This window comes from Propionibacterium acidifaciens DSM 21887 (genome assembly GCF_000426605.1).
Taxonomy (GTDB): domain Bacteria; phylum Actinomycetota; class Actinomycetes; order Propionibacteriales; family Propionibacteriaceae; genus Propionibacterium; species Propionibacterium acidifaciens.
Window position 1 is genome coordinate 29,383 of the sequence record NZ_AUFR01000017.1, and the last position, 22,171, is coordinate 51,553.

The following is a 22,171-nucleotide window of genomic DNA, read 5'->3' on the forward strand; positions in this document are numbered from 1 at the left end:
GTGGAGGACTCCCGGAGGGTCCGCTGAAGGAGACCAATGTTTGAGCGCTTTACCGACCGGGCACGCCGCGTCATCGTGCTTGCCCAAGACGAAGCGAAGATGCTGAACCACAACTACATCGGCACCGAGCACATCCTCCTGGGTCTGATCCACGAGGGCGAGGGGGTCGCCGCGAAGGCGCTGGAGCAGATGGGCATCTCGCTCGAGGCCGTGCGGGAGCAGGTCGAGGAGATCATCGGCCACGGTCAGAATCCGCCCACCGGCCACATCCCCTTCACCCCGCGTGCGAAGAAGGTCCTCGAGCTCTCGCTGCGCGAGGCGCTCCAGATGAACCACTCGTACATCGGCACTGAGCACATCCTCCTGGGTCTGATCCGCGAGGGCGAGGGCATCGCGGCCCAGGTTCTCATCAAGCTCGGCGCCGATCTCAACCGCGTCCGCACCACCGTGCTGGCCCTGCTGAGCGGCTACCAGGAGGAGAACGGCGCCCAGCCGGCCACCGCCGGTGCGCCCGAGGCCCCGAGCTCCGGCTCGTCGAGCAACACGCTCGACCAGTTCGGCCGCAATCTCACCCAGGCCGCCCGCGAGGGCAGACTCGATCCGGTCATCGGCCGCCAGAAGGAGATCGAGCGGGTCATGACGGTGCTGAGCCGCCGGACGAAGAACAACCCGGTGCTCATCGGCGAGCCCGGCGTCGGCAAGACCGCCGTCGTCGAGGGCCTCGCCCAGGCCATCGTGCGCGGCGACGTGCCCGAGACCCTGCGGGACCACCAGATCTACTCGCTCGACCTCGGCGCGCTGGTCGCGGGCTCGCGCTATCGCGGCGACTTCGAGGAGCGCCTCAAGAAGGTGCTCAAGGAGATCAAGACCCGCGGCGACATCATGCTCTTCATCGACGAGATCCACACCCTCGTCGGGGCCGGTGCGGCCGAGGGCGCGATCGACGCCGCCTCGATCCTCAAGCCCATGCTGGCCCGCGGCGAGCTGCAGACCATCGGCGCCACGACGCTCGACGAGTACCGCAAGCACGTCGAGAAGGACGCGGCCCTGGAGCGTCGTTTCCAGCCCATCCAGGTGGACGAGCCCTCGATCCCGCTGACCATCGAGATCCTCAAGGGCCTGCGCGACCGCTACGAGGAGCACCACAGGGTGACCATCACCGACGAGGCGCTCACCGCGGCGGCCACCCTCGCCGACCGCTATGTTCAGGACCGCTTCCTGCCCGACAAGGCCATCGATCTCATCGACGAGGCCGGCGCCCGGATGCGCATCGCACGCATGACCGCTCCGCCGGACCTGCACGAGTTCGACGAGCGGCTCGCCGGCGTGCGGGCCGAGAAGGAGTCGGCCATCGACCACCAGGACTTCGAGACCGCGGCGAGGCTGCGCGACGACGAGCGCAAGATCCTGGCGGCCCGGGCCGAGAAGGAGGCCTCCTGGAAGGAGGGCGCCTCGGACGTGCCCGCCATCATCGGCGAGGAGCAGATCGCCGAGGTCCTCTCCGACTCCACCGGGGTGCCCGTCTCGCGTCTGACCGAGGCCGAGTCGCAGCGCCTCATCCACATGGAGGACGAGCTGCACAAGCGCTACGTCGGCCAGGACGAGGCGGTGAAGGCGATCTCGCGGTCGATCCGCCGCACGCGCGCCGGGCTGAAGGACCCGAACCGCCCCTCCGGCTCGTTCATCTTCGCCGGCCCCTCGGGCGTCGGCAAGACGGAGCTGACCAAGGCGCTGGCCGAATTCCTGTTCGGCGACGAGAACGCCCTCATCACCCTCGACATGTCCGAGTACTCCGAGAAGCACACGGCGAGCCGGATGTTCGGCTCCCCGCCCGGATACGTCGGGTACGAGGAGGGCGGCCAGCTCACCGAGAAGGTGCGTCGCAAGCCGTTCAGCGTCATCCTGTTCGACGAGATCGAGAAGGCCCATCCGGACATCTTCAACTCGCTGCTCCAGATCCTCGACGAGGGTCGGCTGACCGATGCGCAGGGTCGGGTGGTCGATTTCAAGAACACCGTGATCGTCATGACGACGAACCTCGGCTCGCGCGACATCAGCCGCGGCGTCAACCTCGGTTTCAGCCGGGTCGGTGACACCGAGAGCAGCTACGACTCGATGAAGGCGAAGGTGTCCGAGGAGCTCAAGACGCATTTCCGTCCCGAATTCCTCAACCGCGTGGACGAGATCGTCGTCTTCCACCAGCTCACCCAGGAGGACATCCTGCGGATCGTCGACCTCATGGTCGGCCAGATCGAGCAGCGCCTGGCCGAGCGCGACATGAGCATCGAGCTCACCGACGCCGCCAAGCGGCTCATCGGCCGGCGCGGCTTCGACCCGGTGCTCGGCGCCCGTCCGCTGCGCAGGGCCATCCAGCGCGACATCGAGGACCCGATCAGCGAGCGGATCCTCTACGGCGAGCTGAAGCCCGGCGAGATCGTCCTGGTCGACGTGGTCGAGGGCGCCGACGAGAAGAGCTCCGAGCCCTTCACCTTCGGCGGCACGCCCAAGGCGGCCGTCGCCGACGCCGAGCTGGCCCAGCTGGCCGGCGGCGGCCCCGCTCAGGAGTGATCGGGGCGATCCGACGACACGAGGGGCCGGCGCGCGATGCGCGCCGGCCCCCTCCCGTGCGGGTCCCCGTGCCGCGCGACGCGCCGCCGTCCTCGGCCCCGCACCGTGCGGGCCGCGCGGCGGTAGCCTGAGGGCCATGCCCGCGATCGAACTGGGAACCGTCGAACTGGGCGGGCCGCGCGCCGCCATCATCGTCCCGCTCACCGGCGTCGATGACACGCAGCTGCTCGCCGAGGCCGACGAGGCCGCCGCGAGCCGGGCCGACGTCGTCGAGTGGCGCGTCGACCTGCTGGACGACCCCGCGCCGGCCCGTGCCGTGCGGCTCGCCCCCCAGGTGTCCGCCCACGCCGACCGCCCTCTGCTCGCGACCGTGCGCACGGTGGTCGAGGGCGGCGGCTTCGACAGCTGCTTCGTCGAGTACGGCCGTCTCGTGGGCGCGCTGGCCGAGGCCGAGGGGGTCGGTCTCGTGGACGTCGAGTGCGCCCGTCCCGGCGCGGACGAACTCATCGGCGCCGTGCACGCGGCGGGCCGGCTCGTCGTCGGGTCCAACCACGAGGTGAGCCTCACCCCCGACACCGGCACGATGGTGGCGGTGCTGCGCTCCCAGGCCGAGCTCGGCGCCGACGTCTGCAAGCTCGCCGTCACGGCGCGCACGCCCGCCGACACGGCCCGTCTCCTCGAGGCCACGGCGCTCGCCCACGCCGAACTCGACCGGCCGATCATCTCGATGGCGATGGGCCCGCTGGGCCTGGTCAGCCGGGTGATGGGCCAGGACTTCGGCTCGGCGGCCGGCTTCGGCTCCCTCGGCGGCAGGTCCTCCGCGCCGGGCCAGGTGCCCGTGGACGAACTCGTGGACGTCATGGGGCGCCTCGACCGGCTGCGCCGGGTGCCAGGCCCCCGGCGGGCCTCCGCCTGAACCGGCCGGCCCCGCGCGGCGCGGACCCGCTGCGCCGGCGCCCGCGGGCGGCCGCGTCAGGAGGTCACCGGGGCGAAGGTGCCCGCCAGGATCGAGACGACGAGGGCCAGGGCGTCCAGCGCCGCCGCGGCGGTGAGACCGATGACGTCCGGCGCCCCCAGCCGGGAGGGGCGGGCCCAGGTGCGCTGGCGGGCGTGCTGGGCGTCGAAGCCGCGGGCCTCCATGGCGGTGGCGAGCTTCGTGCCCCTGCGGATCGCCAGGACGAGCAGCGCGAAGGCCATCGTCGTCCACCGCCGCAGCCGCCCGGTGTCGCCCAGGCCGCGGGCGCGGCGGGCCCGGCCCAGCGTGCGCCAGTCCTCGACGAACAGGCTCAGCATCCGCATCCCGGCCAGCGCCCCCAGGACGAAGCGGGCGGGCAGCCGCAGCACCTGCGCCAGCCCGTCGGCCATGGCCGTGAGGTCGAGGCCGCCGAGCAGCACGACGGCCGACAGCCCCAGGACGAGGACCCGCAGGACCACCGCCCCGGCCATCGTCACCGAGCGCCGGGTCACCTCGACGAGCCACCACTGCCAGTAGACCCGCCCGCCCGGCTTGCCGTAGAGGGCCATCGTCACCGCCGCCAGCGCCGCGGCGACGGCGACGGGGGCCAGCCGGACGAGCATCGCCGCAGGGCGCGCGCCGGCGGCCCGCAGGACGACGAGCAGGCCGACCAGCATGACGGTGGCGCTGAGCCAGTCGAGGCTCACGAGCACCGGCAGGCAGGCCAGGACGGCCAGCAGCAGCCGCGTGACCGGGTTGAGCCGTTCGATCGCTCCTCGGCCGGCGCCGCTCCGGCGCGTCGCGGCGGTCGCGCTCATGATTCCTCCCCGGCCGGACCCAGGGGCAGCAGGTTCTCGCCGAGCACCCGCAGATAGGCCTCGTCGTGGGTGACGGAGACGATCGTGCGGCCCTCGTCCAGGATCGACTGGACCAGGCGCACGAGGTCGGTCCAGGTGCTGCGGTCCTGTCCGAAGGTCGGCTCGTCCAGGACGATGAGCGCCGGGCCGGTGGCGAGCACGGTGCCCACCGACAGGCGGCGCTTCTCGCCGCCCGAGAGCGTGAACGGGTTGGCGTCGGCGACCCCGTCCAGGTGCAGGCGCTCCAGCAGCGCGTCGACCTCGTCGCGGACCCTCGCGGCGCCCCGGCCCAGGGCGCGCAGCCCGACGCCGAGCTCGGCGCGCACGCTCGCCGCGACGAACTGGTGCTCCGGGTCCTGGAAGACGACCCCGATGCGGGTCAGCAGGTCGCGGCTGGCCCAGGTGGCCGGGTCCGCCGGATCGAAGCGGCGGCGCAGGGCGCGGGGCAGCAGGCCGCCGTGGCCGGGGCGCAGCGACTCTGCCGCCTCGACCCGCCCGCCGAGCGGCGCGAGCAGGCCGGCCAGGGTGAGGACCAGCGTCGTCTTGCCCGCCCCGTTCGGGCCCACGACGGCCGTCGAGCGGCCGGCCGGGACGGCCACCTCCAGCCCGGTCAGGACGGGCCGATCGGCGCGGTGGCCGATCGCGAGTCCGCGGCCGGCCAGGATCGGAGCGGCGGCCCCGTCCGGCGGCGCCGTCCGACGGGGCCGCACGTCCGGCTCCGCGCCCGGGACCCATGCCCCGGCGTCGGTCAGCTCCCGGCGGCGGGCTGCGAAGACCTCGTCGGGCGTCCCGTCGGCCAGGATGCCGCCGTCCGGGGCCAGGGCGATGACGCGGTCGACGAGCCCCGACCAGACCTCGACGCGGTGCTCGACGACGACGAGGCCGGTGCGCCGGTCGGCCACCGCCGCCTCGACGGCACCGCGCACCTGCGCCACACCGGCCGGGTCGAGGTTGGCGGTCGGCTCGTCCAGGCACAGGAGGCGCGGGCCGTCGGGGCCGGCCGACTGCATGGCCAGGGCCCCGGCGATCGCCAGGCGCTGCTTCTGGCCGCCCGACAGCGCCCCGGTGGACCGGTCGAGCGGCAGGCGCAGGTCGACCGCCTCGAGCGCGGCGCGGACCGCCGGCCAGATGTCCGCCCGGGTCATGCCGAGGTTCTCGCATCCGAAGGCCACGTCATCGCCGATGCGCTGGCAGATGACCTGGGAGTCGGGGTCCTGCATGACAAGGCCGACGGCGCCGCGCATGCGGGTGGGGTGGCGGCCGGCCACGAGCAGGGAGCCGCACTCCTCGCCCTCGTCCGCCCCGCCCAGGACGCCGGCCAGGGCCGCGAGCAGCGTCGACTTGCCCGCGCCGGAGGGGCCCAGGAGCAGCACCCGTTCGCCCTCGTCGAGGGCGAACGAGAGCCCGCGGGCCGCCCAGGCGCTGCGGCCGGCCCAGCGCCAGCCCCAGTCGCCGGCCTCGACCGCCCGGCCCATCTCAGGCCGTACGGCCCGAGGCGAAACGGCTCAGCGCGCCGGTGCGGGCCAGCGCGCGGGTGATGAGCCAGGCGAGGAGGCCGGCCAGGACGGCCCCGCTGAGAACGTTCGTCACCAGGTAGATCGCGTTGTAGGCCGGACCGAGCGTGATGTTCGGGGTGGTGCCGATGAACAGCTCGTTGAACCAGGCGCCGAGGCCCGCGCCGGCGCCTGCCAGCATCGTGACGGGCAGCGACCAGACGCGGTAGCGCGCGAGCGCGAAGACGAGGCCCGCGCCGAGGCCCTGGAACAGGCCGGAGGTGAGCGTCGTGATGCCCCACTGGTTGCCGATGGCCGTCGAGACGAGGGCCGCGACGAGCTCGACGAAGACGGCGGCGCCGGGCTTGCGGATGACCTGGCCGCCCAGCGGGCCGCCGAGCAGCCAGATGCCGTTGGCGAGGCCGGACAGGCCCGGCGTGAGGGCGCCGAGCGCCTGGCCCCAGGCGTAGCCGGCGGTGTTCCAGAGCCAGAAGATCAGACCGACCGCGACGGCGAGGACCGCCGCGACGACGATGTCGACGACGCGCCAGCCGTGGCGGCCCGTCTCGGCCGGGCGGGTCTCGTCGACATCGGGACGGTCCTCGGCCGGTCGCGCCTGGCCCGCCGACGATGCTGACGACGAGGACGACGTGGATGGTGTGGATGACATGTGTGCCCCTTCCTCTGCGGGCCGCTCGTGCGGTCCCGGCGGGCACGGTGCGGAAGCGCTCCGCAAGAGGCCTCCCTGCGCCGGCATGACCCGGATCAGGTTCGACGGTCGAGGGCTCGTCGCCCTCCTCTCAGCCCGGTGCACCGGACTCCCGTGTTCGGTACCCGAGTATAGGGCGCGTCCCCGGGCGCGCGTCCCGGCCGAGGGCCCGAGCGGTTCGTCGCGCGCCCGCCTCCGTGCCGAGCGCATCGGCCGGCTCACAGGACCCGGGCGCGCGTGCGCGCACGGGAGGGGCGGATGATCTGCGGGTTTATCAGCAGGCGTCGAACGGGCGCGCGTGCGCGCACGGGAGGGGCCCGATCCGGCCCGTCCGGACGCGCGGACCCGGGTGCGCGCGTGCGCGGGCCCCCGCCCGGAACGACCCGGTCGCAGGCCCGACGTCGGGTGCGCGCTGGCCCGCCTCACAGGGTGATGAGATCCCCGCTGCGGTGGGCGAGTCCGTCGGCGAGCAGCCCGGCCAGGGCCCGGCGGGCCTGGGCCTCGTCGGCGTCCCAGTGGCCGAGCAGTGCCTCGACCTCGACGCCGGCCTCGTGGCTGCGCAACTGCTCCAGCAGCCGCCCGCGGGCCTGCCGGTCGGTGCCGGCGTAGGCCTGCCGGCGCCGGGGCGGGCCCTCGTGGGCGGGGCGGCCGGTCGCCGACCAGCGGCAGTGGCCCGCCACGGGGCAGCCCGCGCAGCCGGGGGCCGTCGCCGTGCAGACGAGCGCCCCGAGCTCCATGGAGGACGCGGCCCAGCGGGAGGCCGTCGCGGCGTCGTCGGGCAGCCACCGGGCGGCCATGCGCCGTTCGGCGGCGGTCGTCGAGTTCGCCGGGTACTGCCGGCCCCGGTCGAGCCGGGTCAGGACGCGCCGCACGTTCGTGTCGAGGACGACGGCGCGGGCGCCGAAGGCGAAGCTCGCGACGGCGGCCGCCGTGTACTCGCCGATGCCGGGCAGCGCGCGCAGCTCGTCGAGTCCCGCCGGCACCCGCCCGCCGTGGTGCTCGACGATGGCGGTGGCCGCCCCGTGCAGGCGCAGGGCGCGCCGAGGGTAGCCGAGCCGTCCCCACGCGGCGACCGCCTCGCGCGCCGGGGAGGCGGCCAGATCCGCCGGCCCGGGCCAGCGGCGCAACCAGGCGCGCCAGGGCTCGACGACCCGGGCCACCGGGGTCTGCTGGGCCATGACCTCGCTCACGAGGACGCCCCAGGGGCTCGTCGACGGCTCCCGCCAGGGCAGCGGCCGCGCGGCGTCGGCGAACCAGTCGTTGACGGCCGCGACGACCCGAGCGCGCTCGTCCGGGCCGGGCCCGGCGGGCGCGGGACGTGCGGCGGACATGCCGACAAGCCTATGCGCGCCCGCGCGTGCCGCTCCCCGTCCGGCGCGCCGTGCGCCGAGGGGCGCCGCTCCAACACGTTCCGCTCCTCCTGCGCGCTGGGGCCGGTGCGGCGTCCGGGCCCGCGGCGACGATCCGGGGCCGGCCCCGGCGTCACGGATGGTCCAGCAGCCAGGTCGGAGGGGCCGCCCCCCGCGCTCGGGGTTGGCCCGTTCACCATGAGAGGATTTCACAATGAGCTTGCGGCCGCCTCCGCGTCCGGGGCTGATCCCAGAGACCCGCTCGGCAGACAGCCCGGGCAGGGCTGCCCCACTCGACCGGGTGCCGGGCAGCACCGCTGAGCCGTCCCGTCCGCGCCCCGTGGCCGGGCCCGGCCACGGACGGCGCCGGAGCGCGGCTCGGCCCTGATTCATGCGCAGCGACTAGGCGCGCCGCGCCCGGGGCGGATGCTCTCCGCCCGTAGCATGAGGGGCATGAACACACTCCTGCACCCGCAGGGGCCCGAGGGCGAGGCCGTGTACTGGCGTCGACGCGCCGTGATCATGTTCGTCGTCATCGCGATCATCGCGGTGATCAGCCTCGTCACGGGGCGCATCCGCCACGGCGCCGGGGGCGCCGCCGCTGCCGGCCCCACGGCGACCGCAGTGGTGCGGACGTCCGGCGCGGGCGGTTCCGGGGACGAGGGCCGGTGCGTCCTCGACGAGCTGACCCTCGGCATCACCGCCCCGGACGGCGTCGCGGCCGGTCAGGCGGTCGATCTGACCGTGGAGCTCGGCGCCGGCGCCGGCGCCCCGTGCTCGCTCAGTCTGGACGACCACGCCCTGTCCGTCACCGTGAACTCCGGGACGGACGAGTACTGGAGCACCGAGGCCTGCACCGACGCGGCCCCGAGCGGGCAGGTCGCGATCATGGACGCCGACCCGGTGCCGCTGACCGTCACCTGGCCCGGCACCCATGTGGACGGGGCCTGCGCGGACACCGGCGAGGCGGTCGCGGCCGGCACCTACGCCGTCACCGTCGGCGTGGCCGGCGGGGCCTCCGCGACCTCGCAGCTCACGCTGAGCTGATCCACCGCTGAAGCGGGCCCCCGGCGCCCGCCGGGCGGCACTGGTGCGTCGCCCGCTGACGGCGGTCGGCGCCCCGGCGCCGGTCGGGCGGTCTCACCGCTCGTCGTCCCCGGCCCGGCCCGGCCTGCGCAGATCGAGCACGCCGAGGGCCTGGGCGACGCTCGAGACCTCGACGACCTCCAGACGGCCCGGGAGCCGCGCCCCGCGGTCGCGGCTGCCCGCCGGGACGACGGCCAGCTCGAAGCCGAGGCGCGCCGCCTCGACCAGGCGGCGCTCCAGGCCCGGCACGCGGCGCAGGTCGCCGGCCAGGCCGACCTCGCCCAGGGCCAGCACCTTGTGCGGGAAGTTGCGGTCGACGAGGGCCGAGGCGACGGCGATCGCCACCGCCAGGTCGGCGCTCGGATCGGTGATGCGGGCCCCGCCGACGGTGCTGACGTAGACGTCGCGGTCGAACAGGCGCAGCCGCGCCTTGGACTGGAGCACGGCGAGCACCATCGAGACGCGCGAGAACTCGACGCCGTTGGTGACCCGGCGCACCGGGCCCTCACGGCGCACCGCCGCGGCGAGGCCCTGCACCTCGGCGAGCAGCGGGCGGCGCCCCTCCATCGTCACCGTGACGCAGGTGCCCGGCACCGGCTCGTCGTGGCGGGTGGTGAACAGTCCCGAGGGGTCGGGCACCTCGACGATGCCGTGCTCGGCCATCTCGAAGCAGCCCACCTCGTCGGAGGGGCCGTACCGGTTCTTCACCGCCCGCACCATCCGGAAGCCCGAGTGGCGGTCGCCCTCGAAGTTGAGGACGACGTCGACGAGGTGCTCGAGCGTGCGGGGGCCGGCGATCGCGCCGTCCTTCGTCACGTGGCCGACGATGACGACCGCCATGCCGCGGGTCTTCGCGACCCGCACGAGGGCCGCTGTCACCTCGCGCACCTGGGCCGAGCCGCCCATGATGCCGTCGGCCTGGGAGGCGCCGACGGTCTGGATGGAGTCGAGCACCATGAGCGTCGGCGCCGTCTGCTCGATGTGGCCGAGCACGGTGCCGAGGTCGTTCTCGGCGGCCAGGTAGAGCTCGTCGGCCAGGGCCCCGGTGCGCTCGGCGCGCAGCCGCACCTGCGAGGCCGACTCCTCGCCGGTGATGTAGAGCGTGCGGTTGCCGCCGCGCGCCCACTGCGCCGCCACCTCGAGCAGCAGTGTCGACTTGCCGACGCCCGGCTCGCCGGCCAGCAGGACGACGACCCCGGGCACGAGGCCGCCGCCCAGGACGCGGTCGAGCTCGCCGATGCCGGTCAGCCGCCGGTCGGCGGCCTGCGCCGAGACCTGCGCGATGGGCACCGCCTGCGCGGCCGGCCGGTGCGCGGCGACGGACCCGGGCCGGGGCGCGTCGCGCTCGGCGACGCTGCCCCAGGTCTGGCACTGCCCGCAGCGCCCGACCCACACGGGGCTCGTCCACCCGCACTCGCCGCACCGGTACGCGTCCTGCTTCCTGGCCATGCCCCCACCGTAGGGACCGGCACCGACAGTTCTCCGCCCGGGCGGGACCACGCGGCTGGCACGCCGCAGCAGACCGTGGAGACAGTCCCCCACCTCCCCGGGGCGGGGCCGAGGCGCCCCTGGAAAGCACCGACGACCGCGAGCATTCCGCCTCGACCGCGGGCGGGGCCGGGGGACGGATCATGCGGGATGCAGGCATCGCCATCGCTCCGCCTCGCCCGCGGCGGGGCCGGGGACATCATTGCGCTCCGGAACCGATCCCTCCGCCCCCCGCGGCGGGGCCGGGGACGAGACGGCCGCGGCCCCGAGCCGCACGAGCCGCCCGGAGCGGCGCCCCGGGCGGCCCCCGCCCGCTCGGAGGGGATCGGCGAGGGCCCGGCCTGCCGACCACATCAAGGGCGGCCCCCGCCCGTTCGGAGCTCGGAGGGGCGCCCCGGCCGGTCGATCCGGCCCGCGGGGGTCCACTTCGGCCCGCACCTTCTGCGGGTCAGACGCCGGCCGGTCGATCCGGCCCGCGGGGGTCCACTACCCTTGAAACGGCCCCGGCGCCCGGCGGGGCCCCTTGACCCCGACGGTGCCGCGGCACCCCACGACGAGCGGAGCGACGATGAGGCGGATGCTCATGCGGCTGTCGCGCCTCGACCGCTTCCACCGCCTGCTCGCCGAGGCGCCCGCCGCCCGCGAGCTGATCGGCCGGTATGTCGCCGGCGAGACCCTCGACGAGCTCGTCGGCGTGCTCGCCGATCTGCGTCGCAAGGGCCTGTCGGCCGGTGTTGACCATCTGCTCGCCGACGCCGCGGACGAGGCGACGGCGGCCGCCAACGAGCGTTCCTACCTCGACTGTCTCGACGCGCTCGCCGGGGCCGGGCTGGCCGCAGGCGCCGACCTCGACGTCGCCCCGTCCGCCCTCGGCGCCCCGGGCGGGGACGAGGGGCTCCTGCGCGCCCGGCTCGCGCGCATCTGTACGGCGGCCGAGCGCGCCGGGGCCGACGTCACCCTCCGCATGGACGCCGGTCGCGAGGGCCGCGAGGACGTCGTCGAGGAGACGCTCGCGCTGGCCGGGCGGCTGCGCGAGGACTTCCCGCGCACCGGCGTCACCCTGCTGGCCGGGCTGCGCCGTACCGAGTCCGACTGCCGCGCCCTCGCCGTCGACGGCGTCCGGCTGCGGCTGTGCAAGGGCGACCGGGGCGAGGGCCGCGATGCGTTCACGAGCCGCCACGCCGTCGACCTGTCGTACGTGCGCTGCCTCACGGTGCTCATGGCCTCCGACGCCTACCCGATGGTCGCCACGCACGACCCGCGGCTCGTCGAGATCGCCCTCGACCTGGCCCGGCGGAACCACCGCGGGCCCGGCGACCACGAGTTCCAGATGCTCCACGGGGTGCGCCCATGGGAGCAGCGCCGTCTGGCCGACATCGGCCGGACGATGCGCACCGGAATCCCCTTCGGCCCCGACGGGTACGCCCGCTTCCTCCGGCGCGTGGCCGACCACCCGTCCGACGGGGCGCTCTACGCGCGCAGCCTGCTGGGGCGCCGATGAGCGGCGGACGGACGGACCCCGGGCCGGGGGAGTCTCCGACGGGCGCCGGAGGGCCCGTCGCCAGCGGCGCGGCGGCGGCCCGGCGCCGCGCCCGTCTGGGGCTGGAGACCCTCGGCGTGCTGGCCGTGTGCCTGGGCCGGTCGGCCGTCTACGCGGTGCTGTCGATCCTCGACAAGCTGACCCTGGGCCCGGCCCTGGGTGAGCAGACGACGACGATCAACGGCTCGACGACGCCGGACCGCCCCTGGCTCGACCTGTGCTACAAGCTCGCCGACTACCTCTTCCTCGCGGCGCCGGTGGTCATCGTCCTGTACCTGCTCACCGCCGTCCGGCGCCCGGGGCACGATCCGTGGCGGGCGATCGGCCTGGACCGGACGCGCCCCGGCCGGGACGTCGGCGCCGGCGTGGCCCTGACGGCGGCCATCGGCATCCCCGGCCTGGCCTTCTACCTCTTCGCCCGCCGGCTCGGCATCAACACGGACGTCGCCGCCGGCAACCTGGCCGAGCACGTGTGGACCATCCCCGTGTACGTCCTGGCGGCCTTCGCGAACGGCCTGCTCGAGGAGACCGTCATGGTCGCCTATCTGCTCACCCGCTGGCGCCAGTGCGGCTGGCGCCCGGGCGCGGCGGTGGCCGTCAGTGCCCTGCTCCGCGGCTCCTACCACCTCTACCAGGGCTTCGGCGGCCTCCTGGGCAACGCCGTCATGGGCGCCGCCTGCTGCCTGTACTGGACCAGGGCGAGGCGCCTGTGGCCGCTCATCGTCGCGCACACCCTGCTCGACGTGTTCAGCTTCGTCGGCTACGCCCTCCTGCACGGCGTCGTCGGCTGGCTGTGATCCCCGCCCGCCGGTCCCGGCGGCGCCGACGAGGACGAGACCCCGGCGCGGTCGCCGGTGCGCGCGGTTAGGCTGGGGCCATGCGAGTTGGTGTATTCGGAGCAACAGGTCAGGTCGGCGGCGTCATGCGCACGCTGCTCGACGAGCGGAACTTCCCCGTCACGCGGATGCGCTACTTCGCGTCGGCGCGCAGCGCGGGGCGCACGCTGCCCTGGAAGGGGCAGGAGATCACCGTCGAGGACATGGCGACGGCCGGCTTCGACGGTCTCGACGTGGCCATCTTCTCGGCCGGCAAGAGCGCCTCGAGGGAGTACGCGCCGAAGGTCGCCGCCGCCGGCGCCACCGTCGTCGACAACTCGTCCTGCTGGCGCATGGACCCCGACGTCCCGCTCGTCGTCTCCGAGGTCAACCCCGGCGACGCGGTGGACCCGCCCAAGGGCATCATCGCCAACCCGAACTGCACGACGATGGCGGCCATGCCGATCCTCAAGCCCCTCCACGACGCCTGGGGCCTCGCCCGCCTCGTCGTGTCCACCTACCAGGCCACCTCCGGCTCGGGCCTGGCCGGCGTGCGCGCCCTCGAGGAGCAGACCCGCGCGGCCTGCGAGGGCGACATCCACGAGCTCACCTTCCACGGCGACGCCATCGCCCGCCCCGACGACCTGGGCCCCTACGTCGCCCCGATCGCCTTCAACTCGGTGCCCTTCGCCGGCAACCTCGTCGACGACGGCTCGCTCGAGACCGACGAGGAGCAGAAGCTCCGCAACGAGTCCCGCAAGATCCTCCACATTCCCGGGCTGGCCGTGTCCGGCACCTGCGTGCGCATTCCCACCTTCACCAGCCACGGTCTGTCAGTGAACGCCGAGTTCTCCGGCGAGGTGAGCGTCGAGGGCGCCCGCGAGCTGCTCGGGAGGGCCCCCGGCGTCCGCCTCGTGGACGTCCCGACCCCGCGCGACGCCGCCGGCATCGACCCGAGCCTGGTCGGGCGCATCCGCATGGACCAGTCGGTCCCGGGTCCGCACGGCCTCGTCCTGTTCATCGCCAACGACAACCTGCGCAAGGGCGCCGCGCTCAACGCCATCCAGATCGCCGAGCTCGTCGTGGCGAACAGGTCCTGACGATGACCGAGGCGCATCCGGCCCGGTCGGCGCCCGCCGCCGGGCTGCGCCTGGGCTTCCTGGGCGCCGGGACCATGGGCGGCATCATCGCCGCCGGGCTCGTCGCCGCCGGCCATGAGCCCGGGCTGATCGGCGTGACGAGCGCCACGCCGCGCACCCGCGAGGAGCTGGCCGCCCGGCTCGGCGTGCGGGCCTTCGACTCCAACGCCGAGGCCGCGGCATGGGCCGACGCCGTGGTCCTCGGCGTCAAGCCCCGCGCCGCCGCCGAGCTCCTCGAGGGCGTCCGCGAGCAGATCGGCGACGGGACACTCGTCATCAGCCTGTGCGCCGGCCTGTCCACCGCCGCCCTCGAGGCCCACCTCGTGCCCGGCGCGCGGGTCGTGCGCGTCATGCCGAACACGCCGTCGGCGGTCGGCGAGGGCATGGCGGGCATCAGCGCCGGGGCCGAGGCCACCGGGGACGACCTCGACGTCGCCGCTGCGCTCATGGGCGCCGTCGGCAGGGCCGTCGTCATCCCCGAGTCGCAGCAGAACGCGCTGGCGGCGATCTCCGGCTCCGGACCCGCCTGGGTGTTCCACGGCATCGAGTCCCTCGTCGAGGCGGCCGTCGCCCAGGGCCTTCCGCGGCCGCTGGCCACCGAGCTCGTCGTCCAGACGGTCAAGGGCTCGGCCCTCGTGCTCGAACGCACCGGCCAGCACCCCTCGCTGGCCCGCGAGGCCGTCACCTCGCCGGGCGGCACCACGGCCGCAGGGCTGCGCGTCCTCGACCGGCGGGCCGTGCGCGCCGCCGTCGCCGACGCGGTCGACGCCTGCGTGCGTCGCGCCGGCGAGCTCGGCTGAGCCTCGGCTCGGAGAAGTCGGCGCCGAGGAGCCCGTCCAGAATTCTCTTGCGCCGGGTGCAGGAGAATTCCTGCACCCGGCGCAAGAGAATTCCATGTCGGAGTACTCCTGTCGTCACCGTGCCGTGGAACAGGTCTTCGTCACGCGAGCCTCCCAGCAGGTGGCGATCCTCGAGGGGCGTCGGGCGGTGGGCAAGTCGAGTCTCGCCAGACATCTGGCCGGTGAGGGTATCCATGCGAGCTGTCGGTCGCTCACCGAGCCCGATGTGCGCAGGAGCGCCGAGGCCGATCCCGATCGGTGGATCCGGACGCTCGAACTCCCAGCCGTGATCGACGAGGCACAGCTCGTTCCCGGGGTGGGTCTCGCGGCGAAGGGCCTCGTCGACGAGTTGCCGCAGGGGCATCATCTTCTTCTCACGGGTTCTGCCAGCGGCGGGCGCGGCACGATGGCGGGCTCCGATCCGCTCACCGGGAGGTCGGTACGGATCCGGTTGGATCCGTTCGCCGCGATGGAGCTCAACGCTCATCCGGATCGAGCAGTGCCGTCGATCGTCGACGTGCTGTTCGACGCCGAGTTCTGTGATGCGAGCGTTGGCGCGGACGAACGCGCCGACCTGTGCATCATGCTCCGTACCGGGGGCATCCCCTCCCACTGCCTGCCCGCCGTGCGACTCACGCGCAGCGCCCTCAATGCCAGGGTGGCGTCTGACAATCCGTCGATCCTCGGTGAACAGGTGCTGCCGGGCGAACGTCTCGACCCCGGCATCGCCCTGCGCGTCCTCGACTCGGTGCTGCGCATCCCCGTCGGCTCAACCGCACCCGGCTGGCGCGGGAACTCGGCGTGGATCGCCAGACGATCAGCCGCTACCTGCGCATTCTCGAACGCAGGTTCATGATCACCGAGCTGCCCAACATCGGAGCAGGGGTCTCCAGGGCCGGCCGCGCCGCGCCGAAGGTGCACGGTGCCGACTCGTCCATGGTCTGCGAGACGCTGGAACGCGCGGGGCACGGCGTTGAAACCAGCCCGGAACTGCTCGGCCAGACGTTGGAGACCTGGGTCTTCACCCAGATCAACGCGGCACGCGGCTGGGCGCGTCAGCACGTGGACGTCTTCTACCGGCGCGACGACAGGACCCGGCGAGAGGTCGACATCGTCCTGGTCGATGGCCGGGGCCGCCGGGTCGGTGTCGAGGTGAAGCCGGCCACGTCGGTCTCATCCGCCGATCCGAGGGGACCGCGCGCCATGGCGGATCACGGGCGTGAAGGCCTGCACCGCGGATTCATCGTGTGCACGGGCAGCCGCTGTCACCAGATCGACGAGACCGCATGGGCGCTCCCGCTGGCAGCGCTGCGTTCGCAGGACGAGCTACGCCGCATCGTGGCCGCGGACGATCCGGCCCAGGGCGTACCGCCGATGGCACGAACGCTGATTCAGCGCACGGGAGGTACGGCCATGATCAACGACGGGGCGACTGGAATGCAGACGGCTGAACGGGATGCCGCGGAGACGATCTTCCTCAGCTACGTGCACGCCGATGATGAAGTCCTGGACGGCGTCATCACCGGGTTCGCTCATCAGGTCGGGCAGGCGACTGAGTTCAATCCGGGGCGCCCGATCGAACTCGTCATCGACCGCGACGTGCTGGGCTGGGGCGCCGACTGGAGGAAGGCCCTGCAGGAGCAGGTGGCGCGCACGACGTTCCTGCTCGCCATGGTGACACCCGGCTGCGTCAGATCGCCGGCCTGCCAGGAGGACTTCACCTTCTTCGCCGCGAGAGGCGCGGCCCGCGAGTACGACGGGCTGCTCACCCTGCTGGTGAAGGACCCGCGGTGGGAGGCCCCTGACATCGTCGACAACCCGGTGTGCCAGGAGATCCATGAGTCGATGGACAGCCGCCAGTGGCCCGAACAACCCCCTGAGGACCTGGTGGTCGACATGCTCGGGTTCAAGAAGGCGGCAAGGGCGGTGGCCGAGGCCCTGACGGACCGCATCATCGATCTCGAGCAGAACGCCCCGGGAACCGAGCCGCGTGGCCCAGCGGGCAACGACGATGATGGCCTGGTCAAGATCGTGGACGGGCTGCAGGACGAGCACCTGACGGATCTGGTCGCCCAGGCCAACCGGCTCACTGCGGCGATGAACGATTTCGGTACCGCGCTCGCGCGGCAGATGAACCGGATCCCATCGGGGAGCACTCCCACCGCGAAGGCTCTTGTCCTGGTTTCCCGCAACTGCGAAGGGCCCCGCGCGGAACTCGATGCGGCTGCGGACGAGCCGGGCCGGGCCTGGAGGCGGACCAGCGATGACCTCCCCAAGGCAGTCTCATCCTTTCATGAGCCGGGCCAGAAGGATCTGGCCGACCAGGTGAAGCAGGAGCTCATCGGCATCACGACGGGGCTCGACACCGGCTCCCTGGACGAGATGCAGGCGATGGTGAGGCAAATGGGGCTGCTCTCGGCATCGCTGGGACCTGCGGGCCGGACGCTGTCGAAGGCGCTCTCGGTCGTGACGTCGATCAGGACCTCTGCAGACGCCTGGGTCTGCCAGCTGTGAGCCCCGGCCCGGGAAGTCCGCCAGTCCACCGACCAGGCCCGCCCACCGCGCCGCGCGGGCAGGTGGAAGGACACCGGCGCCGCGCCGGGCCCGCTGCGCGGTGTCCGCGCCCGCTTCCGGGCAGGGCCCCGGGGCCATCGCAGGTCCCGGGTCGAGTCCCGCCACGAGTGGCATCCACAGGGCCCGAGGATTTTCGTCGACGGCTCGGGTACGGGTACACTCATGCCGTTGCCGTCGGGGGCTCGGTCGTCAGGTCGCCGCCCCCGGTGGGAAGACATCGGGTCTCGACCCGAAGACTACGGAAGGTCCACAGTGGGTTCGGTCATCAAGAAGCGTCGCAAGCGCATGGCGAAGAAGAAGCACCGCAAGCTTCTCAAGAAGACGCGCATCCAGCGTCGTCGCGCCGGCAAGTAAGTTCTCCGACCCCCACTGCACCGGGCCGCTCCTGCGTCCTCGCGCGACAGCGCCCGCGGCACGTTCCTCGATCGTCCGCGTCGCAGTGCGTTCGCAGGGGCGTCAGGGGGAGGCCCGTGATGAGCCAGCCAATGAATCACGACAGCACCGGCGCCGACGAGGTCGAGCGCCCCGGCGTGGCCGGGCGCGTCATCTTCGCGGGCGCCCTGCCGAACGCGATCCATCAGCTGACCCTGTCCTGCCTGCGCGCCATCGAGCGCGCCGACGTGCTGATCACCAGCACGCTCCTGCACGAGGCCCTGCTCGGCGCCGCCATCGCCGTCCGGCCCGGGTGCAGGGTGGCCCTCGACGCCGAGAACCCCGCCGAGCTCGAGATGAGGTACGCGTCCCGGGGCCGCACCGTGGTGCGCCTCGTCGAGGGCGACCCGCTGTTCGAGGGCGGCATCGCCGCCGAGGCCGGCGCCTGCTCCCGGGGCGGCCACGCCATCGAGATCCTGCCCGGCGTCCCCGCGCTCGTCGCGGCGGCCGACTTCGCCGGCGTGCAGCTGGGCAACCGCCCGGCCCGCCTCGTCCTCGTCGACCCAGGTGACGAGGACGTCGTGCTGCCCACGCTCGGCGCGCTCGCCGTGCGATGCCAGCTGCGGCAGGTGCCCGTCGTCGCCCGGTCCGCGCTCGCCGCCGGCAAGGACCTGCACGAGAAGACGCTCCTGACCCTGGCCGGCGGCACCTTCCACCAGGAGACCCGCGCCGGGGTCGTCGGCGACTTCACGGGGCTCGAGGAGCCGGATGAGGGCGGCGAGCAGCCGGTCTTCCTGTTCATCGGCGACGAGCTCGCCGACCGGGCTCCCGGTCTGGACTGGTTCGAGACCCAGCCGCTGTTCGGCTGGAGGGTGCTCGTGCCCCGGACCTGCCAGGACTGCACCGAGCTCATCGAGCGCCTGGCCTCCTACGGCGCCACCGCCGAGGAGGTGCCGACCATCGCCGTCGAGCCGCCCCGCAATCCGGCCCAGCTCGACAAGGCCCTGCGCGGCCTGGTCGACGGGCGCTACGAGTGGATCATCTTCACCAGCAGGCACGCCGTCAACGCCGTCTTCGAGAAGATCGCCCAGTACGGCCTCGACTCGCGCGCCCTGTCGGGCCTGCGCATCGCCGTTGTCGGGCAGGACACCGCCGAGGCGCTCACCCGGCGCGGCATCGTCCCCGACCTGCACCCGACCGATGTGACCACCGTCGCCGGGCTCGCCGCGGCCTTCCCGGCCTTCGACGACGTGCTCGACCCCATCAACAAGGTCTTCATCCCGCGCGCCGACATCGCCACGGAGCCACTGTCGGCCGGTCTGACCGAGCTCGGCTGGGACGTCGACGACGTCATCGCCTACCGCACGGTGCGCGCCGCCCCGCCGCCCGCGCCGGTGCGCGAGGCGATCAAGACGGGGCGCTTCGACGCCGTCGCCTTCACCTCCAGCACCACGGTGCGCAATCTCGTCGGCATCGCCGGGAAGCCGCACACCCTGTCCGTCATCGGCGTCATCGGCCCGGCCACCGCGGACACCTGCGGCGAGCACGGCATTCGCGTCGACGCCGTCGCCGCCCACCCCGGGCAGGTGCAGCTCGCCGACGCCCTGGCGGCCTTCGCCGTCGAGCGCGCCGAGGGGCTGCGGGCCGCGGGCAAGCCGGTCATACGGCCCTCGCTGCGCCGTCGGCGGCGCAGCGCCCGCTGAGGGAGGACGGGCCGTCGGACCACGCCGCCCCGGGGCGGCCGAGCGGATCGGAGGAGCACCATGGGTGAGCGGACCATCGTCCACGCGATGCGGCACGGCGAGGTGCACAACCCCGACGGCATCCTGTACGAACGGCTGCCCGGGTTCCGGCTGTCGGCCAACGGCCTGGCCATGGCGAGGGCCGTCGCCGAGGCCTTCGTCGACGTGCCGCTCACCCATCTGCGCACGAGCCCCCTCCAGCGGGCGGTCGAGACCATCGAGCCCTTCGCCGCCACCCGGCCCGGGCTCGAGGTCGTCACCGACGAGCGCCTCACCGAGGCCGGGAACCGTTTCGTCGGGCAGGTCTTCGGCAGGCACCACGCCGCCCTGTGGCGGCCCCGCAACTGGCCGATGATGCTCAACCCGCTGCGGCCGAGCTGGGGGGAGCCCTTCGCCGACATCGCACGGCGCATGACGGCGGCCCTCGCCGACGCCGCCCTGGCGGCGGGCCCCGGCGGACAGGCGCTCGTCGTCTCGCACCAGTCGCCGATCTGGATCGCCCGTCGCGCGCTCGAGGGCAAACGGCCGGCGCACCTGCCCGGCACCCGCACCTGCTCGCTCGCCTCGATCACGAGCTTCCATTTCGAGGGCGTCCACTGCGTCGGCACCAGCTATTCCGAGCCCGCAGCCCACCTGCTGGGCGCTGATGGCAACGCGGCGTTCAGCTCCGGCGACTGAGCCGGACCGCCGGGCCGTCGTCTCCCCGACCACGAGTTCCCAGTCCGAGGGTGCCCGTTGCGAGGCGTGTTCGCAGGAGTCGCTCGCAGAAGCGTTTCCCCCGGTCAGGTTTTCGTCCTGCCGTGCTGTGAACAAGCCTCCATGTCGGCATCAGCTGCTCCGAGCCGGCCGCTCGCCTGCTGGGCGCTGATGGCTATGCGGCGTTCAGCTCCGGCGGTTGGGCCGGGCCGTCGGGTCGTCGTCTCCTGTCCCGGGGCGGCCCGTGCGCCGCAGGACGAGTCGTACCGCGAACCCGGCAGCGGGGCCGAGCCCGGGCGGCCGGCCCGAGATCGACCCCGCCCACGGGGCGGGCCGTTCCATGCCGCTCCCGACGAGGGGCCTCGCCGGGTCGTCCCGGCCACCGGGCGGGCCCACCGACCGGGGGGTGCTCGGCCCCGTCGTCCACCGGGGCGCCCCGTTCGTGCGTCAGGCGTAGTGCCGCGCCACGGACACCGTCTCGGCGCCGTAGGGCCCGCCGAAGAGGAAGGCATGGATGACGAGCATGTGGAGCCGGTGCAGGCCCACCCGCTCGCGCCAGCCGTCGGCCAGCGGCGAGGCCTCGTCGTAGCCGGCGATGATCCGCTCCAGGTACGGCTGCCCGAACACGCCGAGGGCGGCCAGATCGGTCTCGGCGTGCGCCCCGTGGGCGAGCGGGTCGATGAGGACGCCCACGATGTCGCCGTGCCGCGGGCCCGGGCCGGCGGCGCCGCCCGCGGCCGGCCCCAGGCCTGCCCGCCCCGGCGCCCAGGCGAGGGTCTGCCCGCGGGGCGTCCACAGGACATTGCCGGTCCACAGGTCCCCGTGGGTGCGGGCGACCGCTACCCGGTCGCCGCGCTCGCGGGCCGCCCGGGTCACGAGCTCAGGCTGGGCGGCGTCGAAGTCGCCGTCGCGCAGTCGCTCGCAGACCCGCTCGAGGACGGCGACGCCGCCGGCGGTCAGCGCTCCGCTGTCGCGGCAGGGCCGCAGATAGGGGGCGAGGCGGTCGTCGGCGAAGAACTCGCCCCACCGGCGCGGCGACGCACCCTCCGGCTCGGGCTCGCAGGGCCGGATCCGCACGTCCGAGCGGCCCATCCGGGTGCGGCCGTCCCAGCCGGGCGGGGCGACGCCGAAGGCCGGGGCGCCGGCGGCGTGCGTGACGGCGAGGGCGCGTCCGAAGGCCTCCGCGGCGGCGGCGCTCACCCGCGTCGGGGCGAGGCGGGGCTCCTCGATCCAGCCCTCGCCGATCGTCGCCGGGACGACGTGGGCGCCGCCGTCGGGCATCGCCTCGGCCAGCCAGGCCAGGCCCTGCGCCTCGAGCCGGGTCGCGCCGGGGCAATCGTCCTGCTTGCGGATCGTCTGACTGCTCATGACAGCATCTTTCCACGGGCGGTGGAGGGGCGGGATCCTCGGTTCCTGCGGCGACCCGGCTCATCACCTCGGTCCGCCCTGGCCGCGGAGATGTTCTCAGGGTCGGGTCAGTGACAATTATCCCAATCCCTGACCGGATACGCGGATCGATTTCTGAGAACGTTCGTGAGGTTCCCGCAGGGATGAGCCGAAGAAGGTACGGTCTGCCCTGCCCGTTCTGGGGGTGGACCGAGCGCGGGACTCAGGGTCTGGTGCCCGGGAGGAAGCGACTGGATCCCTTGACAGGCCGATTGAGCAGGATACCTTGGACATGCGGCGATCTATTGAGCATGGAGAGGTTGTCGCATGGGCGGATGCCACACGGTTGTGGACGTGGGGGTGCCGCATGGCCTCCGTTTCGACGGTCGATTCGGGGTGCTGAACATCAGGAAAGGATGATGAAGATGAATGAGCCCAAGTTGTTCAAGAGTGATTTGGCCGTGTGCGCCATCGAAATCGAGATCGCAGTGGCCGCCTATGAGGCGGGTGGTGTCGAGGCGCTGCCTGCCCTGTGTGGCTGGTGGGCTGTCGGCCTCGGCTGA

The 22,171-nt window shown here is 73.8% G+C and carries 19 protein-coding genes; 13 read left to right on the plus strand and 6 right to left on the minus strand.

The features are described from left to right. Positions 1-36 precede the first annotated feature (36 nt). Positions 37-2,568, plus strand: coding sequence for an ATP-dependent Clp protease ATP-binding subunit (locus tag K336_RS0107415; protein ID WP_028706678.1), 2,532 nt, complete (start codon positions 37-39; stop codon positions 2,566-2,568). Positions 2,569-2,704: 136 nt separating this feature from the next. Beyond that, the gene (gene aroD / locus K336_RS15250; protein WP_051245512.1) at positions 2,705-3,484 is read left to right on the plus strand and encodes a type I 3-dehydroquinate dehydratase; all 780 of its coding nucleotides are present in this window, start codon (positions 2,705-2,707) and stop codon (positions 3,482-3,484) included. Between the two features lie 56 nt (positions 3,485-3,540). Here the strand turns inward: aroD and K336_RS0107425 are convergent, their stop codons facing one another. From K336_RS0107425 to K336_RS15260, 4 genes are all read right to left on the minus strand, one after another. Beyond that, positions 3,541-4,341, minus strand: coding sequence for an energy-coupling factor transporter transmembrane component T family protein (locus tag K336_RS0107425; protein ID WP_028706679.1), 801 nt, complete (start codon positions 4,339-4,341; stop codon positions 3,541-3,543). Beyond that, complete coding sequence (locus K336_RS15255; protein ID WP_043150539.1) at positions 4,338-5,855, minus strand: ABC transporter ATP-binding protein; 1,518 nt, start codon at positions 5,853-5,855, stop codon at positions 4,338-4,340. The genes K336_RS0107425 and K336_RS15255 overlap by 4 nt, the downstream gene beginning before the upstream one ends. Position 5,856: 1 nt before the next feature. Next, positions 5,857-6,543, minus strand: a complete 687-nt coding sequence (locus K336_RS0107435; RefSeq protein WP_028706680.1) for an ECF transporter S component — start codon at positions 6,541-6,543, stop codon at positions 5,857-5,859. Between the two features lie 461 nt (positions 6,544-7,004). Then, positions 7,005-7,913 carry an HhH-GPD family protein gene (locus K336_RS15260; protein WP_043150541.1) on the minus strand — a complete coding sequence of 303 codons (909 nt, stop codon included), beginning with the start codon at positions 7,911-7,913 and terminating at the stop codon, positions 7,005-7,007. Between the two features lie 471 nt (positions 7,914-8,384). On the opposite strand from K336_RS15260, the gene K336_RS0107445 reads away from it, so the two are divergent. Next, the gene (locus K336_RS0107445; RefSeq protein WP_028706681.1) at positions 8,385-8,978 is read left to right on the plus strand and encodes a hypothetical protein; all 594 of its coding nucleotides are present in this window, start codon (positions 8,385-8,387) and stop codon (positions 8,976-8,978) included. A 93-nt stretch (positions 8,979-9,071) separates the two neighbouring features. Here K336_RS0107445 and radA read toward each other — a convergent pair whose 3' ends face one another. Continuing rightward, on the minus strand, positions 9,072-10,466 hold the full coding sequence (gene radA, locus K336_RS0107450) for a DNA repair protein RadA (protein WP_028706682.1): 1,395 nt from the start codon (positions 10,464-10,466) through the stop codon (positions 9,072-9,074). Positions 10,467-11,073: 607 nt separating this feature from the next. Here radA and K336_RS0107455 point away from each other — a divergent pair. The 9 genes from K336_RS0107455 (at position 11,074) to K336_RS0107495 (ending at position 20,204) form a co-directional block, all read left to right on the plus strand. Then, positions 11,074-12,006 (plus strand): proline dehydrogenase family protein, encoded by a 933-nt coding sequence (locus tag K336_RS0107455; protein WP_028706683.1) that lies wholly within the window; start codon positions 11,074-11,076, stop codon positions 12,004-12,006. Next, positions 12,003-12,842, plus strand: coding sequence for a CPBP family intramembrane glutamic endopeptidase (locus tag K336_RS0107460; protein ID WP_021798393.1), 840 nt, complete (start codon positions 12,003-12,005; stop codon positions 12,840-12,842). Before K336_RS0107455 ends, K336_RS0107460 begins: the two co-directional genes overlap by 4 nt. Positions 12,843-12,922: 80 nt before the next feature. Continuing rightward, a complete protein-coding gene (locus K336_RS0107465; RefSeq protein ID WP_028706685.1) occupies positions 12,923-13,960 on the plus strand; it encodes an aspartate-semialdehyde dehydrogenase in 1,038 nt (345 codons plus the stop codon). 2 nt (positions 13,961-13,962) lie between these two features. Further along, positions 13,963-14,799: a pyrroline-5-carboxylate reductase gene (proC, locus tag K336_RS0107470; protein ID WP_051245514.1), complete on the plus strand. Its 837-nt coding sequence runs from the start codon at positions 13,963-13,965 to the stop codon at positions 14,797-14,799. A gap of 94 nt (positions 14,800-14,893) precedes the next feature. Next, positions 14,894-15,694, plus strand: coding sequence for an AAA family ATPase (locus K336_RS0107475; protein WP_028706687.1), 801 nt, complete (start codon positions 14,894-14,896; stop codon positions 15,692-15,694). Further along, positions 15,640-17,352 (plus strand): DUF4143 domain-containing protein, encoded by a 1,713-nt coding sequence (locus tag K336_RS0107480; RefSeq protein WP_162142580.1) that lies wholly within the window; start codon positions 15,640-15,642, stop codon positions 17,350-17,352. Before K336_RS0107475 ends, K336_RS0107480 begins: the two co-directional genes overlap by 55 nt. 312 nt (positions 17,353-17,664) lie before the next feature. Then, entirely contained in the window at positions 17,665-17,766 is a 102-nt protein-coding gene (locus K336_RS17695; protein ID WP_002550589.1) for a 30S ribosomal protein bS22, read from the plus strand. Between the two features lie 131 nt (positions 17,767-17,897). After that, entirely contained in the window at positions 17,898-19,487 is a 1,590-nt protein-coding gene (locus tag K336_RS0107490) for a uroporphyrinogen-III synthase (RefSeq protein ID WP_021798390.1), read from the plus strand. 60 nt (positions 19,488-19,547) lie between these two features. After that, the gene (locus K336_RS0107495; protein WP_028706690.1) at positions 19,548-20,204 is read left to right on the plus strand and encodes a histidine phosphatase family protein; all 657 of its coding nucleotides are present in this window, start codon (positions 19,548-19,550) and stop codon (positions 20,202-20,204) included. Positions 20,205-20,669: 465 nt separating this feature from the next. Here K336_RS0107495 and K336_RS0107500 read toward each other — a convergent pair whose 3' ends face one another. After that, positions 20,670-21,590 (minus strand): fructosamine kinase family protein, encoded by a 921-nt coding sequence (locus K336_RS0107500; RefSeq protein WP_028706691.1) that lies wholly within the window; start codon positions 21,588-21,590, stop codon positions 20,670-20,672. A gap of 443 nt (positions 21,591-22,033) precedes the next feature. Between K336_RS0107500 and K336_RS18565 the strand changes: the two genes are divergently transcribed. Further along, positions 22,034-22,171 carry a hypothetical protein gene (locus K336_RS18565; RefSeq protein ID WP_155945030.1) on the plus strand — a complete coding sequence of 46 codons (138 nt, stop codon included), beginning with the start codon at positions 22,034-22,036 and terminating at the stop codon, positions 22,169-22,171.